Source organism: Peribacillus sp. S4 (assembly GCF_046715815.1).
Taxonomy (GTDB): domain Bacteria; phylum Bacillota; class Bacilli; order Bacillales; family DSM-1321; genus Peribacillus; species Peribacillus frigoritolerans.
The window spans coordinates 3,334,084-3,349,416 of record NZ_CP175708.1 but is presented as its reverse complement, the minus strand read 5'-3'; the positions used below and the strand labels follow the sequence as shown (position 1 = coordinate 3,349,416).

General features: G+C 38.6%; 17 protein-coding genes. 11 read left to right on the top strand and 6 right to left on the bottom strand.

From position 1 onward, the window contains the following. Positions 1-4: 4 nt before the first annotated feature. The 8 genes from ACJ9PY_RS15815 (at position 5) to ACJ9PY_RS15780 (ending at position 7,226) form a co-directional block, all read left to right on the top strand. Positions 5-1,294: a PTS sugar transporter subunit IIC gene (locus ACJ9PY_RS15815; protein ID WP_098186345.1), complete on the top strand. Its 1,290-nt coding sequence runs from the start codon at positions 5-7 to the stop codon at positions 1,292-1,294. Positions 1,295-1,363: 69 nt separating this feature from the next. Beyond that, positions 1,364-1,648: a hypothetical protein gene (locus ACJ9PY_RS15810; RefSeq protein ID WP_063575835.1), complete on the top strand. Its 285-nt coding sequence runs from the start codon at positions 1,364-1,366 to the stop codon at positions 1,646-1,648. A 40-nt stretch (positions 1,649-1,688) separates the two neighbouring features. Next, entirely contained in the window at positions 1,689-3,035 is a 1,347-nt protein-coding gene (locus ACJ9PY_RS15805; protein ID WP_411738542.1) for a 6-phospho-beta-glucosidase, read from the top strand. A 79-nt stretch (positions 3,036-3,114) separates the two neighbouring features. Beyond that, complete coding sequence (locus ACJ9PY_RS15800) at positions 3,115-3,444, top strand: PTS lactose/cellobiose transporter subunit IIA (protein WP_411738541.1); 330 nt, start codon at positions 3,115-3,117, stop codon at positions 3,442-3,444. Positions 3,445-3,458: 14 nt separating this feature from the next. Beyond that, entirely contained in the window at positions 3,459-4,562 is a 1,104-nt protein-coding gene (locus tag ACJ9PY_RS15795; RefSeq protein WP_411738540.1) for a DUF871 domain-containing protein, read from the top strand. A gap of 34 nt (positions 4,563-4,596) precedes the next feature. Beyond that, positions 4,597-5,493 carry an N-acetylglucosamine kinase gene (locus ACJ9PY_RS15790; protein ID WP_411738539.1) on the top strand — a complete coding sequence of 299 codons (897 nt, stop codon included), beginning with the start codon at positions 4,597-4,599 and terminating at the stop codon, positions 5,491-5,493. A 23-nt stretch (positions 5,494-5,516) separates the two neighbouring features. After that, positions 5,517-6,383 carry a MurR/RpiR family transcriptional regulator gene (locus ACJ9PY_RS15785; RefSeq protein WP_054400352.1) on the top strand — a complete coding sequence of 289 codons (867 nt, stop codon included), beginning with the start codon at positions 5,517-5,519 and terminating at the stop codon, positions 6,381-6,383. A 114-nt stretch (positions 6,384-6,497) separates the two neighbouring features. Further along, the gene (locus ACJ9PY_RS15780) at positions 6,498-7,226 is read left to right on the top strand and encodes a GntR family transcriptional regulator (RefSeq protein WP_411738538.1); all 729 of its coding nucleotides are present in this window, start codon (positions 6,498-6,500) and stop codon (positions 7,224-7,226) included. 156 nt (positions 7,227-7,382) lie between these two features. Here the strand turns inward: ACJ9PY_RS15780 and ACJ9PY_RS15775 are convergent, their stop codons facing one another. Together ACJ9PY_RS15775 and ACJ9PY_RS15770 are read right to left on the bottom strand one after the other, a co-directional pair. Continuing rightward, positions 7,383-8,585 (bottom strand): MFS transporter, encoded by a 1,203-nt coding sequence (locus tag ACJ9PY_RS15775; RefSeq protein WP_034307700.1) that lies wholly within the window; start codon positions 8,583-8,585, stop codon positions 7,383-7,385. Between the two features lie 25 nt (positions 8,586-8,610). Beyond that, positions 8,611-9,201: a TetR/AcrR family transcriptional regulator gene (locus ACJ9PY_RS15770; protein ID WP_308789433.1), complete on the bottom strand. Its 591-nt coding sequence runs from the start codon at positions 9,199-9,201 to the stop codon at positions 8,611-8,613. A gap of 398 nt (positions 9,202-9,599) precedes the next feature. On the opposite strand from ACJ9PY_RS15770, the gene ACJ9PY_RS15765 reads away from it, so the two are divergent. Further along, on the top strand, positions 9,600-10,340 hold the full coding sequence (locus tag ACJ9PY_RS15765) for a VCBS repeat-containing protein (protein ID WP_411740290.1): 741 nt from the start codon (positions 9,600-9,602) through the stop codon (positions 10,338-10,340). Between the two features lie 168 nt (positions 10,341-10,508). Here the strand turns inward: ACJ9PY_RS15765 and ACJ9PY_RS15760 are convergent, their stop codons facing one another. Next, on the bottom strand, positions 10,509-11,129 hold the full coding sequence (locus ACJ9PY_RS15760; protein WP_096337489.1) for an NAD(P)-dependent oxidoreductase: 621 nt from the start codon (positions 11,127-11,129) through the stop codon (positions 10,509-10,511). A gap of 220 nt (positions 11,130-11,349) precedes the next feature. Continuing rightward, on the bottom strand, positions 11,350-11,514 hold the full coding sequence (locus ACJ9PY_RS15755; RefSeq protein ID WP_411738537.1) for a hypothetical protein: 165 nt from the start codon (positions 11,512-11,514) through the stop codon (positions 11,350-11,352). A 240-nt stretch (positions 11,515-11,754) separates the two neighbouring features. Between ACJ9PY_RS15755 and ACJ9PY_RS15750 the strand changes: the two genes are divergently transcribed. Further along, positions 11,755-12,735, top strand: coding sequence for an MBL fold metallo-hydrolase (locus ACJ9PY_RS15750; protein WP_411738536.1), 981 nt, complete (start codon positions 11,755-11,757; stop codon positions 12,733-12,735). A 317-nt stretch (positions 12,736-13,052) separates the two neighbouring features. Here ACJ9PY_RS15750 and ACJ9PY_RS15745 read toward each other — a convergent pair whose 3' ends face one another. Both ACJ9PY_RS15745 and ACJ9PY_RS15740 read right to left on the bottom strand, forming a co-directional pair. Beyond that, on the bottom strand, positions 13,053-13,214 hold the full coding sequence (locus tag ACJ9PY_RS15745; protein WP_156500289.1) for a hypothetical protein: 162 nt from the start codon (positions 13,212-13,214) through the stop codon (positions 13,053-13,055). 317 nt (positions 13,215-13,531) lie between these two features. Beyond that, positions 13,532-14,350 (bottom strand): histidinol-phosphatase, encoded by an 819-nt coding sequence (locus tag ACJ9PY_RS15740; protein WP_369314940.1) that lies wholly within the window; start codon positions 14,348-14,350, stop codon positions 13,532-13,534. A 241-nt stretch (positions 14,351-14,591) separates the two neighbouring features. Between ACJ9PY_RS15740 and ACJ9PY_RS15735 the strand changes: the two genes are divergently transcribed. Next, a complete protein-coding gene (locus tag ACJ9PY_RS15735; RefSeq protein WP_063575843.1) occupies positions 14,592-15,227 on the top strand; it encodes an FMN-dependent NADH-azoreductase in 636 nt (211 codons plus the stop codon). The last annotated feature ends 106 nt before the right edge of the window (positions 15,228-15,333 follow it).

Genomic DNA, 15,333 nt, shown 5'->3' with positions numbered 1-15,333 from the left:
ACGAATGGACAAGTTTGTAGCTTTTTTAGAAAATAATCTTTCAACACCTATGGCTAAATTGTCTGAGCAAAAGCATTTACGCGCAATTAGGGATGGTGTGGTTTCCGCGTTACCATTCATCATCTTTGGCAGTTTATTCTTGATCATCGCATTTCCGCCCGTTGCAGCAGATACTGCATTAGGTGAATGGTCTGCAAAACATATAGCTGAAATTTTAATTCCATATCGATTAACGATGTTTATCATGACGCTATATATTACTTTTGGTATTGGCTACAGCTTATCTCAAAGCTATAAACTTGATCCGCTATCTGGAGGTTTACTATCATTGGCAGCCTTCTTGTTCACGATTGGTGTAAAAATGATGGATGATGTGGGGTTTGTTTTGCCAATGACAAATCTCGGAGGCCATGGCCTTTTTGTAGGAATGCTTGTATCCATTTTTGCTGTCGAAATTCTACGTTTTTGTAAAACAAAAAATATCACGATTAAAATGCCGGATTCTGTTCCAACTTCAGTAGCCCGCTCATTTGAAGCATTAATTCCAGTTTCAATTGTCCTGCTTGTCATGACTTTAATTACAGTCGTTTTTGCTGTTGATTTACATTCACTTGTTGATAAAGCGGTTGCACCGCTCATCAGTGCTGGCGATACATTGCCAGGTGTATTAATTCCAGTATTTTTGATTACATTCTTCTGGTCATTTGGCATTCACGGCGTATCGGTAGTAGGTGCCGTAGCTCGTCCGGTATGGGAAGTATACTTGGGGAATAACTCGGCAGCAGTTGCAGCTGGAAAGGCAATTCCCCACATAGCACCTGAAACATTCTTCCAATGGTTTATTTGGATTGGTGGATCTGGTGCAACATTGGGATTAGTAATAGCCATGCTCTTAACGGCGAAGTCCAGCTATAGTAAAGCAATGGGGAAAGCAACAATTGTGCCGAGCATTTTTAACATCAATGAACCTGTTATCTTTGGGATGCCGATTGTACTAAACCCGGTACTGATTATTCCATTCATCATTACACCGCTGATTGGAGCAACACTTGCATATATAGCAACGTCCATCGGACTTGTGAACCCGACATATGTAATGGTTCCCTGGACATTGCCCGCTCCAATAGGTGCCTACCTTTCAACGGGCGGGGATTGGAGAGCCATTGTTCTCGTGATGGTGAATTTAACCATTTCGGTCCTTATATATCTGCCATTCTTTAAGATGTACGATAAAAAGCTTTTAGCACAGGAAAACATGGTAGAAACAACGGATAATAAAAATATCGCTTTATAAGGAATACCTAAAAGGGAGTTTGGGACTAATGCTCCAAACTCCTTTTATAAATTGAGAGGAGGAAAGGACATGAATTCAACATCCAGAATTCACTTTTTTAGTTACAAAAGTGCCTTTCTATTTTTTGGCTTCATTCTTGTTTTTAATTTTATCTTTAACAGATTAATGGATGCCTTTGAAATAAATAAACAATTATCACTGTACTTAGGAAATACCTTTGCCATAAGCGCAGGATTGACGATGGTTGTTTGTTTTGTTGAAGGTAAGTTTAAAAACAAGAAACAAGCAACACTATTATTCTTGTCTTTATTAGCGGTAAGTGCACTGGTTTGTTATGCAATAATCTATAAATGAATGAAGAATCCAGATTAGCTTACGATGAGGTGTTGGGGAAATGGAAATGGAAAAAGGGCTGAAGATTGCCACAATCGGTGGAGGCTCCAGTTATACGCCAGAATTAATAGAAGGATTTATAAAACGATATGATGAGTTGCCTATTAGGGAACTGTGGTTAGTGGATATTGAGGCAGGAAAAGAAAAACTGGAGATTGTAGGAACCTTGGCAAAACGGATGGTTGAAAAAGCAGGACTTCCAATGGAAATACATCTAACGTTAGACCGCCGTCAAGCCTTGCAAGATGCTGATTTTGTCACAACTCAAATGAGAGTGGGTTTACTTGATGCACGAATCAAGGACGAGAGGATCCCGTTGGAATTAGGATTAATTGGTCAAGAAACAAATGGGGCAGGAGGATTGTCCAAGGCATTACGAACGATACCCATACTTCTGGAAATTGCAGAAGAAATGGAGGAGCTCTGCCCTGATGCATGGTTAATTAACTTCACAAATCCAGCGGGGATGGTAACGGAAGCCCTGCTCCGCTACAGTAAACATAAAAAAGTCATTGGAGTATGCAATGTTCCATTTAATATGCATATGTCTATTTCTAGCATGCTTGGTGTCGATATGAAGAGAGTGCACATAGATTTCGCCGGTTTAAACCACATGGTATTCGGGATGCATGTGTTCGTTGATGATCAAGAAGTAACAGATAAAGTGCTTGAAATGCTTGGCAATCCTGAAATTCAGCAGACAATGAAGAATATTGCCCCATTGGCTTGGAACAGAAGGTTTTTGAAATCTTTAGGAGTGGTGCCTTGCCCGTACCATCGGTATTATTACAAAACAAAAACGATTTTAGAAGAAGAGTTGGAAGCATTCAAATCAGGGAAAACCCGAGCTGAAGTTGTGAAAAAATTAGAAGAAGGTTTATTTGACCTATACAAGGATGAAACCCTTGACATCAAGCCTCCACAACTAGAGCAGCGCGGTGGAGCTTACTATAGTGATGCAGCATGTAACGTCATTTCTTCTATTTATAATGATAAAAAAGACATTCAAGTGCTAAATGTACAAAACAAAGGATCGCTTACTGATATTGATTATGATTCAGCAGTCGAAGTAAGCTGTATCGTCACCAAGAATGGACCAATTCCTTTGGCTATGGGTAAATTACCCGTACAAGTGCATGGCTTGATCCAACAAATCAAATCATTTGAGAGAATTGGTGCTGAGGCAGCCGTTACAGGTTCTTATGATAAAGCGTTATTGGCTTTAACGATCAACCCGCTCATCCCAAGTGATGACCTGGCGGAAATGGTTTTACAAAAACTTTTAAAAGCGCATGAAGAATACTTACCGCGATTCTTCAGTGAAAGTGCTGTTCCGAACATCAAGTGAATGGTGTTTTAACTAGTGAATCTGGATTACAGTAATCCAATGAACCTTCATAATCTAACATAAATGGGAGTGTAATGATATGTCAACTGAACTGAACAATAACGAAATGGAAATTTTTGAAATAATATCACATAGTGGAAATGCAAGAGGATTAGCATTCGAAGCACTGAAAGAAGCGGAAGAATTTAATTTTGAAAAGGCAGAGGAACTAATTAAACAAGGCCAGGAAGAATTGAACATGGCCCATAAGACACAAACCAAGCTCATTCAAGCAGAATTGAATGGAGTTGCAAGTGAGAAAACTTTATTGATGATTCATGCTCAGGATCACTTGATGACTGCAATGAGCGAACAAAAACTAATAGAACACATGATTCGCATAGTAAAAAAGCTAGCCCCACAACAGTAAAGAGGTGATTGAAAATGGGTAAACTCGGTATATCTATCTATCCAGAGCATTCAACCGTTGAAAAAGACATGGAATACATTGCACTTGCACACAAATATGGCTTCAAAAAGATCTTTACTTGCTTGCTTTCTGTAGAAGGAGACAAAGAGAAGATTTTAAAAGAATTTAAAGAAACGATTCATTATGCCAATCAATTGAATATGGAAGTGATGGTCGATATTGCTCCCCGAGTATTCGGTTCACTAGGCATTTCGTATAATGACTTATCATTCTTTGCAGAATTAGGCGCGTATGGAATCAGGCTGGACATGGGTTTTACAGGCAACGAAGAGTCGATCATGACACATAATCCATATGGTCTAAAAATTGAAATAAACATGAGTAATGCAACGAAGTATCTAGAAAATATCATGGATTACAAACCAAATATAGAAAATTTAGTTGGATCGCACAACTTCTATCCCCATCGCTATGCAGGATTGAGCTATCCACATTTCATTAAATGCTGTGAGTCATTCAAAAAGCATAATATCCGCACGGCAGCTTTCATAAGCTCACATGCAGCAACGTACGGACCTTGGCCTATAATGGAAGGATTATGTACCTTGGAAATGCACCGGGAATTACCGATTACAACACAAGCGAAACATTTGTATGCAACAGGATTGATTGATGATGTAATCATAGCAAATGCTTACGCATCTGAAGATGAATTGAAACAGCTTAGCTTGTTAAACAGCGGTCTGTTAACATTTAATGTTAACCTTCACGAAACCATAACAGCTTTGGAGAAAAAAATAGTATTGGAAGAATTCCATTTTTACCGTGGAGATGTTTCCGATTATCTAATTCGCTCGACTCAATCAAGAGTGAAATATAAGAGCGAAGAATTTAAACCAACATATACGCCTGATATTAGACACGGTGATATATTAATTGAAAACGAGCTCTATGGACAATATAAAGGGGAACTCCAGATTGCATTGAAGGAAATGAAGAATTCGGGGAAAACGAATGTAGTTGCCCGAATAGCAGAAGAGGAGATTTTTCTCCTCGATTATTTGGAACCATGGGGGAAATTCCAATTCAATATTAATGGATCAGGGAAGGAACGGTGATATTCCTTCCTTTTTTACTGAATAGGAGAATGACATGAATTATATTATCGGTGTTGACGGCGGAGGGACCAAAACTGAAGCAGTGGCTTATGATATGGATGGTAATAAAATTAGTGAAGGCAGAGCGGGGTTTGGAAACCTGCTTATTAATGAAAAACAAGCCACCGCTAACATTATACAGGCAATTGAACAAACCATGACTCCTATTGATGATGGCAGCTGCCTATACATTTGTTTAGGATTAGCCGGGTATGGAGGAGTTGAAAATCCGCAGGGCATAAAAAGTGCATTAAGCAAGGCATTTAAGGCCCCGTTCACCATTGTAAATGATGCAATTATCGCTCATGCTGCTTTGCTAAAAGGAAATGATGGCATTTTGACCATATCCGGAACGGGATCTGTAAGTATCGGCATCCATGAAGGAATCGAGAAATCGGCTGGTGGATGGGGACACATTCTTGGGGATGAAGGAAGTGGCTATTGGATCGCCATGCAGGCTTTTATAAGAATGACGCAAGAAGAGGATGAAGGGTATGAATATAGCCATTTAACCGAGTCGATACTGAAAAAACTTGGCTATCTTAGTGTAATGGAACTGAAGAAATTCATTTATTCTGCCACGAAATCCGAGATAGCCGCGTTTGTTCCCCTAATAGTCCAACATGCGGAGAAGGGGGATGGCTTCTCGCAAAATACTCTGAATCAGGCCGGGTACCACCTTGCAAAACAAACGCTTGAGGTTATCAAGAAGTTAAAGTTGTGTGAGAATGTTACAATTGCATTAAAAGGTAGCATATTGTCTAATGTTCCATTGGTGCAAAGCTCATTCATCAATCATATTAAACTTGAAAACCCAAATGTGAAATTTGTTTTAGAAGACGTATCAGCTACCTTGGGTTGTTACTACATAGCAATGAAGCATTTAAAGTAAGTAGATCAAGGAGAGTAAATCATATGCACGGCGAAAATATTATATTGAGAATTGAAAGTTTATTGAACCAATTGCCCAAATCAGAAAAGAAAATTGCACAATATATTTTAGAAAATCCCAAAGATATAGTAAGAATGACGATACATGAATTGGCTGACCATGCCAACGCAAGCAGTTCGGCAGTAACGAGGTTCTGTCATTCCATAAAAGTTAATAGTTTTTCAGAACTGAAGGTATCCCTATCATCCCTGATTTCCCAGCCGGAGAAAAAAGGTTTCCATGACATTGAGCCTAATGAAACAATAGCATCGATCAAAAATAAAATAGTGTCCAACTCTGTCCAGGCCATTCAAGAAACGGCACATTATTTGGATGAGGCCGTTCTTGACAATATCATTGAAACCATGAGAAGTGCAGATGTGATTTATGTCTATGGTTTAGGGGCATCATGGCTCGTTGCCGAAGATATTACACAGAAATGGTTGCGGTTAGGAAAGATTGTAAGTGCCAATCAAGACCCGCATATTACGGCCACTGCACTTGCTGCATCATCAAAGAATACCGTTTTTTTCTGTATATCCAATAGTGGCGAAACTGAAGAAATTCTGGAACTCGTTGATATTGCTAAAGCATATGGCATTAAAACAATTGGTTTATCGCGATTGGGGAACAATGGACTAACTAAAAAAGTTGATATGTCACTAAATCATGTCCGTGCACCGGAGGCTAAATTCCGAAGTGCTGCAACAAGTTCGCTATTTGCCCAATTTCTAACGGTCAGCATTATTTTCTATGCGTATGTTTCTAAATACTATAATGAAAATAAAAACGAAATTGAACGTTCAAGGGAATCGGTACTGAAATTCACAAAAAGGAATGTGGATACCTAAATGTGGGCCTAATAAAATGGATAAAATCAACGAACCTAAGTTTTAGCTTGAGATGTTTCCGATCAGGATGCCTTGTAAAAATATACATCACGATGAAAGGAAGATGTAAGCTGAATGATCCAAAAGAATTCTCCGAGTCCCATTTATCATCAACTTGAAGAGGAGATTAAAGGAGCGATTCAAAGTCTTGAATTGGTGCCAGGAGAGATGATTCCTTCAGAAAAAGAATACACTGAAAAATATGGCATAAGCAGGATGACGGTGAGACAGGCCATTTCTAACCTCGTGAATGGCGGTTATTTATACAGGCAGCGCGGAAAAGGAACCTTCGTTGCCGAACAAAAATCGGAGCCGCCCTTGCAAGGTCTGACTAACTTTACAGAGGATATGATTTCAAGAGGACTTAAACCAAGTACGCGAGTTATCAGTTTTACGGAGGTCAAGGCAGATCATGAACTTGCTGCAAATCTTGAGGTTGAAGCAGGAACTGCTATTTTCGAACTGGAACGTGTAAGGCTTGCTGATCGGTTGCCGATGGCATATGAAAAGCTATACATCCCTAAAGATCATGCCCTGGACCTTAAGGAAGAAATAGCTGTAAGTGCCATTCATGATTATGTTGAAAAAAGGTTCGGCTTAAAAATCCAGCATGGCAGACAGGTAATTGAAGCCGCCATCGCTCAAAAAAATGAGGCGGAAATGCTCGGGGTAGCTGAAGGTTCTCCTGTATTGCTGATAGAACGAAGAAGTACCCTTGAAACCAACCAACCACTTGCGGTTGTCAGATCTGTCTACCGGGCTGATCGATATACATTCAAAATCAATTTGGAGCGGTTATCGTGAGCAAAATGGGAGTAATAATCCCGTTCTCAAAGGATTACTAAAAAACCCCCCTGCCCAAATATGGACAAGGGGGGTTTTTAGTAGAATATCATTTTTCAAGTTTGAGAATATGCCAGATAGAAAGGAAAGATACGGATTAACAATCCGGGACTTTCATTATTTCGCTAAGCTTTCTGTCAATCGGTTTTCTTTCCAAATGACTGTAATGCCAAGGCCAATGACGATAATGACAGCAGCGAAAAGATAAGGGTAGTGGATGTTTACGTCAAAAAGCAATCCTCCCATGGATGGCCCGGCGATATTCCCTAAGCTCGTATAGGTGGAGTTCATTCCAGCAACGAATCCTTGTTCTTTTCCGGCAGCTTTTGATAAAAATGTCGTCAATGCCGGACGAAGCAGGTCAAATGCAAGGAATATGAAGCAAGTTACCACTAGTACTGCCAAAAAGCTGGAAATCATAGTGGATGCTACCGCAAAAATGGCCCCGACGATTAAACATAATTGGATAAGCTTCTTTTCGCCGAGAATATCTACCAGCTTTCCAAACATGAATACCTGTACAACAACTCCGAAAATAGAGCTTATTGTAATGATAATGGCAATATCCTTCGGCGTGAAGCCGAATTTATGATCAGAAAATAGGCTAAAAACCGTTTCATAGGCTGACAAACCAAAAGCGAGAACAAATACAATGATGAACGCAATGAAGTAAAGCGGATTCAGAGATTTTTTTAAATCGCCGATAAAGTTCGTTTGCTTTGTATTAGCAGAAACTTTTGCAAGCTGTTCCTTTGTCATCGGTTCTTTTAAAATGAATATTGATGAAAGGCAAGCTATAAAAGCAATGCCCGCCGCAAGGAAGAAGGGCAAGCGTATACCATATTCTGCAACAAAGCCACCGATTCCTGGTCCTATTATAAAGCCCAAGCTAATGGCGGCTGAAATATAGCCCATTGCTTTTGGCCTTTCTTGAACGGATGTAATGTCCGCAACATATGCAGTAACACCAGGCATGATAAAGGCGGCACTGATTCCGCCTAGGATCCTAGATAAATAAAACACCGACACATTTGTCCCTACACCGAAGATTAGTTCCGAAACACCAAAAAGGAATAAGCCGATGATGATGATTTTCTTTCTGCCGTAACGGTCAACCCAACGACCTGCGAAAGGAGACATGACAAGCTGTGAAACCGCAAATACGGCAACCAGATAGCCCATCGTGCTTCCGGATAAATGCATGATATTCATAAATGACGGCATAACGGGGATGATGAGTCCTATTCCCAGAAAAGCAATGAATATATTGCTTAGAAGAATAATTAATACCGCCTTTTGATCTTTAATTGGTTTATTCATGTTTTAACACCACTTTCTTTGTGAATCATTTTTGCGAAATACCCCTCCAAAACACTTTCCAGGAGGCTGATAATTTATCATTCAGCCGTTTCTCATCATTGCCGTATACAAGCTCAAGCAAAATGGAATCCACGACTCCCAAGAATGCATAGGTCGGCGTTATGGCTTCATCTTCGACGATTAATTTGGCATTGATCCAATCATGGAATTTACATTCCAGGATCGCCTGCACCTTTTCCTCGATATCGATCACTTCCTGCCCGATTTCTTTTTCAAGATGCGCTGGAGGAAAAAAGGACATACGCAGCCAAAACTTTATATGCTCATTTTTTTGGAAAAGGTCGATGACCAATTGAAGGAATCCGTATAAATCTTTTTCAGGATTTTTTGAATCAACTTTACGGAAATATTGGAGCTTCGACGATAGCTCCGTCTCTTTCGCATCACGTAAAACTTGCAGGAAAAGATCATCCTTGCCTTTAAAATGAGCGTAAATGGATTGCTTTTTCATGCCGACTTCTTCAGCTATTTGAGAAAGCGAAGCTCCTTCATAACCATGAATCGTGAAATATTTTAGAGCGGCTTCCTTAATTTCATTACTTTTCAATAATATCACCTCATAATTTAACGAACGTTCGTCAGTTATAATAGCAAATTACATAAATATATGCAAGCGAATATGTTAATAAAAAGGTATTATGCCCGAAATCATTGATAATTATGGCGCTATATTTGAAAAGGACATAGCTATGCACTCAAGGCTACTCACAAAATTCCTGCATATAATTCTATATGGAAAATAAAGAGGCAGGTGGGATGAAGTTGGATATGTATGACATCAGAAATGAGATTCATTACTATTACACAAAAATACAAGAAACGAATCATCCTTATTATTGGTACTGTTTGGCTGAGACCCAAAGTAGGGCCGGATTAACAAATGAAGCACTGAAAACGATAGATAACGCCTTGTCGTTTCAGAATCCTTATCCTTCCAAACAGGAACTGCTAGTCATGCAATTGAACCTCCAAACCGATCTTTCAAGACAAATGAACTCAAACAGAACAGTCATAGTGACCTCAAAGCAGGGAGATATTGATGGGGACGGGATAAAGGACAATGTTTTTCTTACCGCTAACAAAACCCCTGATAGTCCCTTTTGGAGGAATATAACCTTGGTTATCCATAATGGGAGGACTAATCAATATGAACAAGTTCCCATGAAAAATGACGCAGGATATAATCCGACCCTTTTTCTTGGTGATTTTACAGGTAATGAGGGGGATGACATATTAGTGGTCATTGATACAGGAGGAAGCGGGGGTTCCATTTATGCGTATGTTTTTTCCTACCTTAACGGTCAACTCATGACCATTTTTAATTCAGATTCATTCAATGAATCCTATCAATACGATGTTAATTATCAAAACCAATACAAAGTGAAGGTGAACAGTCATTACCTAAAAGAAAGGTACATTCTTGACCTGACTTATAAGGATCAGGAATATTTATCTGAAATTTATAACAAGGATGGTATATTGAAGGCGCCGATTGAAGGATGGGTCAATCCTTTATCTGGTTTATATCCGGTTGATTTCAATAGAGATGGCATATATGAGCTCGAAGCGTATCAGAGGATCGCAGGGAGGTACAATGCCGACTCACTGGGATTTGTACAGACCGTATTGAAATGGAACGGGAAAGCATTTGCTCCTGACCGGCAGAATGTGGCTATATTTGGAAAGGGAATATAGCACAAAGGAATAGATGGTCATGTACAAGGTACAGGCAAAATCTTCGCCCCAAAAAAACCGGAAAATATTCCTGGCAATGGTTCACCTGACTGTGTTCATTGACGAAGAAAAATGAACCGGCTTTCTATACGATTTAACTTCGAAGCGGATTAATGCATATTTGAATTTTTAGTATGCGATGCCTACACGTGCTTTTAAATAATCGTTACTTTTTATTTGACTAAATGCAAATTCTGCTGTATCCGGAACGGATATTTCAACCCCATCCTCCGGCAAAAAGTCGCCTTCTATACGATATATACCAACTCTTTTTCCATCCGGCAAATACGTAGGACAGACAATTGTCCATTGAAGTGTTGATTGTTTAAGCAAATCGAAAACTTCATGATGTTCTTTCGCTGCACGGGTAGACTTCTGCTTTGATTCACTTGTCTGATAACGCAAAGAATTTGGGATTGTTCTACTTTGGAGGATACCTGCCGTTCCAATGGTGATAATTCGTTGTATACCTTCGTTTTCCATAGCTTCGATAATTAGTGGCATACTTGCTGATAAAGTCGTTGTCCCATCAGTATTAAGTGCACTAATCACTACATCAATTCCATGCATGGCGCGTACGATATCATCTTTATTTAAAACATTACCTTGAATGATGGTTAAATTGGCATTGTTTATAGCAATCTTCTCTGGAGTGCGAACTAAAACCGTAACATGATGATTGTCTTGCAGACCATAAATAACTAATTGACCCCCAACTCGTCCAGTTGCACCCAAAATTAAAATATTCATGGAAACGACCTCCTTTTTACCTAATATAATTATTCCACTAACATTGTATCGTCATTTTCAACTAATGGGGAGTTTTGTGCATTAAATCATTATAATCCAGCGTTATGTTCCAAGGATAATGTATAAAACGGGCCGCTCAATAGCTCATGAGGGGCCCATTTAACGTGAAAAAAATATAATAACGTCTTAAAACAAGTCAATAGCGACCACAATTTTGCCCCTAAAATCCCTGTCCTTCTTTCGATTTTAGAAAAGCATCAACGGATTCGTCCAATAATTTTTCCCGATTAGGATCTTCATTGACATCTGTATCCACTTCCATCACGTCGTTTAATCGACTAACATGACTTTTTGGCTGAGCTGGATTATTTTTTTCTTTTGGCATATAAACTCCTTCTTGAACAGTTATTTTTTATTTAGTATGAACGATTCATCCAATAATTCACTAAGATTATTTCCGCTTCTTTCCCAATACACGATATTCTTTCGGTTATCATTGACTGAATATTATAAATATTGTAATATTTATTTTGTGTATTTGTTTTTTTTTGAAACGAGGTTTTATATTCGAAACAACTGGTTTTTCCTTGTGTACAGTCAAATAATCTGACAGGAGGTTTTTGTTATGAAGAAAAGAATAAGAAATACTTCGTTTGGTTTTTTGTTGGTAGTGACCATAATTCTATCATTATCATTATTTCTTCCTTCATTTGGCCAAACAGCGGTCCAGCAAACCGATTTTAAAGTAACCCTATTAGGTACAGGTTCTCCACTTTTAAGTACATCCCGCTCCGGTCCAGCTACTCTTGTAGAAGTTGGTAATGAAAAACTCCTCTTTGATGCTGGACGCGGAACCGCTTTACAATTATATAAAGCGAATATGTTACCAGGAAGTGTTGATAAGTTATTCCTTACGCATCTGCATTCGGATCATACAATCGGCATACCGGACGTATGGCTTACAGGTTCCTTACCAACAGGAGGAAAAAGAGAGCAAGCATTTAAGATTTGGGGACCTAAGGGAACCGAGAAAATGATGGTACATATGAATAAAGCATTTAAAGCCGATTTGGATGCAAGGGATGACTCTGGAAATGGGAACGTTGAAGGAGCAAGTATTGTCGCAAATGATATCAAGGAGGGTATTGTCTATAACAAAAAGGGAATTGAAGTAATAGCCTTCAAGGTTGACCATAAATCAATAGAGCCTGCTTTCGGTTATCGGGTTAATTACAAAGGACATTCAGTAGTTATCTCAGGCGACACCCGCTATAATGAAAATCTTATAAAATTTGCCAAAGGTGCTGATGTGGTGATTCATGAGGTTGCAGCGGCAAAACCTGATAATGAATCAGAATCAATCGCCAATATACTTGATCTTCACACTACACCGGAGGAAGCAGGTAAAGTCTTTTGCCAAATACAACCAAAACTTGCCGTGTACTCACATATAGTATTATTGGGAGGATTAACAGAAGAAAAAGCTGATTTGCTCGAAAGAACTAAAAAAACATATGAAGGAACTGTGTTAGTAGGGGGGGATTTACTATCCATTGAAATAGGGGAAGAGGTACAAGTACAACAGCCGGTTAACGAGGCGAACTAAGCTAAAACGGACCAGCTTCTGCTATTTCATGAATGAGAGGGCTTACATGGAAGGTTGCTGATGCAGCCTTTTTTCTTAATGTTAATAAAGGGACAGGCAGTTTCAAAAATGTCGATAGTTAACTCAATTGATAAAATTGGAGAAGTGTTAATTCCAGAAGAACAATGAAGAGCAAAAGGAATATCATTAACGAAAAGGGCGCTTGAATTTAATAAAAGGAAAGCACATATTATGCGTGACTAATATGTGCTTTTCTTTTTAGGAATTTATAATGTTTTAGGTCTTGAAATAAGGTTTATTCAATAAGGAAGTATAAATTAAAGATACCCATTTAATACTGTGCCAAAAAGATCGAATTCAGGATCTTTTGACTGGGCTTTTGGAGGGGCTTCGGATCGCCCTATTGAAGAGTTGATACCACCTTCAACTGACTCTACAAGGGTTTCGTCATTCTCTTTATGCAATGGGTTATCAATCATCCCAAAATCAACTCCTTTTTATAAGATAAACGAATGGTTAGTTATTAATTCCCTAAATACTTTTATTTTATGCAAAAAAATATGGTGATGACTGGAATTCATTGAAATGAACGGAGAAAAACGTGTAAGCAATCGTGATGATTTTTATGACAGGATGCATAATGATTATTTTATGCCCATAAAAAAAAATGGTACCGTTTCATTGATCAGTTGAGGGATTTTGGTCTTCGGCCTTCTTAGCAGCAAAAGGATGAAAAAGTTCATTCCACATGTGGTTACAGGAAGCTCTAATGATCGGACCTGTTCTCATTGAAAGGTTAAAGTGGAGTGAGAATCCTTTCCTTTTTAACAAAGTAAGCCCACTCAGAAAAGCCGATCTCCTTTAGTCTTTTTTTAACTAGTTCAAATTCATCGCCAATACGTTCCGGTGTATGCGAATCCGATCCAAAGGTTACCTTCACATCATAGAAAAGAGCTCGTTCTAAAATGTCATCTGCTGGATACCACCCACCACAATCTTTCGTTTTACCAGAGGTATTAATCTCAATGGTGATATCTTCAGAACTAATGATTTTTAGCGTTTTTTCAATACTGTCTGTCTCAATGGAAGAAAAGGCTGGATAAAAACCTTTCATTGCATCAATATGGCCTAAGATTTGGAACACTCCGCTTTTAGCCGATTTCTGTATTAATTCATAATATTCATCCTTTACTTTTGACTGTTCTTTAGAGGTTAAGCCATCCCAACGACCTCTTTTAAAAATGCTAATATCCTGAACATAATGAACAGATCCAATTATGTAGTCAAAAGGGTGTAAAAGATATTGATCGCGGTAGACTTCAATGTGCTCAGGGAAGAAATCACTTTCCATTCCTAATAACACGTGAATTTTGCTTGCATATTTCTCTTTTAAGCGAAGTACTTCCTCAATATAAGGAACTAATTCACTTTTTGCCATTGCAGTAGTTGGGTAGAGATGGTCGTCCTCACTATAAAAGTATGGAGAATGGTCAGAAATCCCAATATAATGCAAGCCGTATTCGATGGCTTGCTTTACATAATCCTCAATTGTGCCGATAGCATGTCCACAGCGTTCATGGTGAGTGTGGAGATCAAATTTTATTGAATTCGTCATTTACTTAGTCCTCCTAAAGTGAACCAGATTGTCTTATTTTATCATATCCAAAATTCATATCCTTTCTCACAAAATGAAAGAAGATTTATACCTTACTACCCTCGAAAACGAATTTCTATCTTACGGATTTAATTTTATACCCATCAATTAAAGATATTTTAGTTCGAGTAATTGTATAAAGGTTGAATTCCCAAGACAAACTAGAATGTCCAAATATGTAAAAAGAAAGGGAAGATACTGAATGACAAAGGTATTGTATATCACGGCTCATCCTCATGATGACAAACAATCTTACAGTATGGCTGTTGGAAAAGCATTTATTGACACATATAAAGAAGTAAATCCTAGCCATGAAATTGTGAATATTGACCTTTATAAAGAAAATATTCCTGAAATTGATGTGGATGTTTTCAGTGGTTGGGGGAAACTTCAAGCTGGAAAGGGTTTTGAAGAACTCTCGTCGGAGGAGAAAGCGAAAGTTAGTCGGCTCTCAGAATTATGTGAGCAATTTATAGCTGCCGATAAATATATATTTGTATCGCCTTTATGGAATTTTTCATTCCCGCCAGTTTTGAAAGCGTATATTGATTCCGTAGCTGTTGCAGGTAAATCATTTAAATACACCGAACAAGGCCCCGTTGGTCTATTAACTGATAAAAAAGCCTTGCATATTCAAGCTCGCGGTGGTATTTATTCAGAAGGACCGGCAGCTGAATTGGAAATGGGTCACCGATATCTAAATATCATTATGCAATTCTTCGGAGTGCCTTCCTTTGAAGGTTTATTCGTTGAAGGGCATGCAGCAATGCCTGATAAAGCACAAGAAATTAAAGAAAATGCTATAGCACGTTCAAAAGATCTAGCTTCTACTTTTTAAATCAAGGAGCCAACAATTTTTGTTGGCTCAGACTGTAGACAAACTCGATGAAAATCGAGTTTGTCTATTTTTATGGCTTGTACAATTGGACGTTGATTGGAATGTA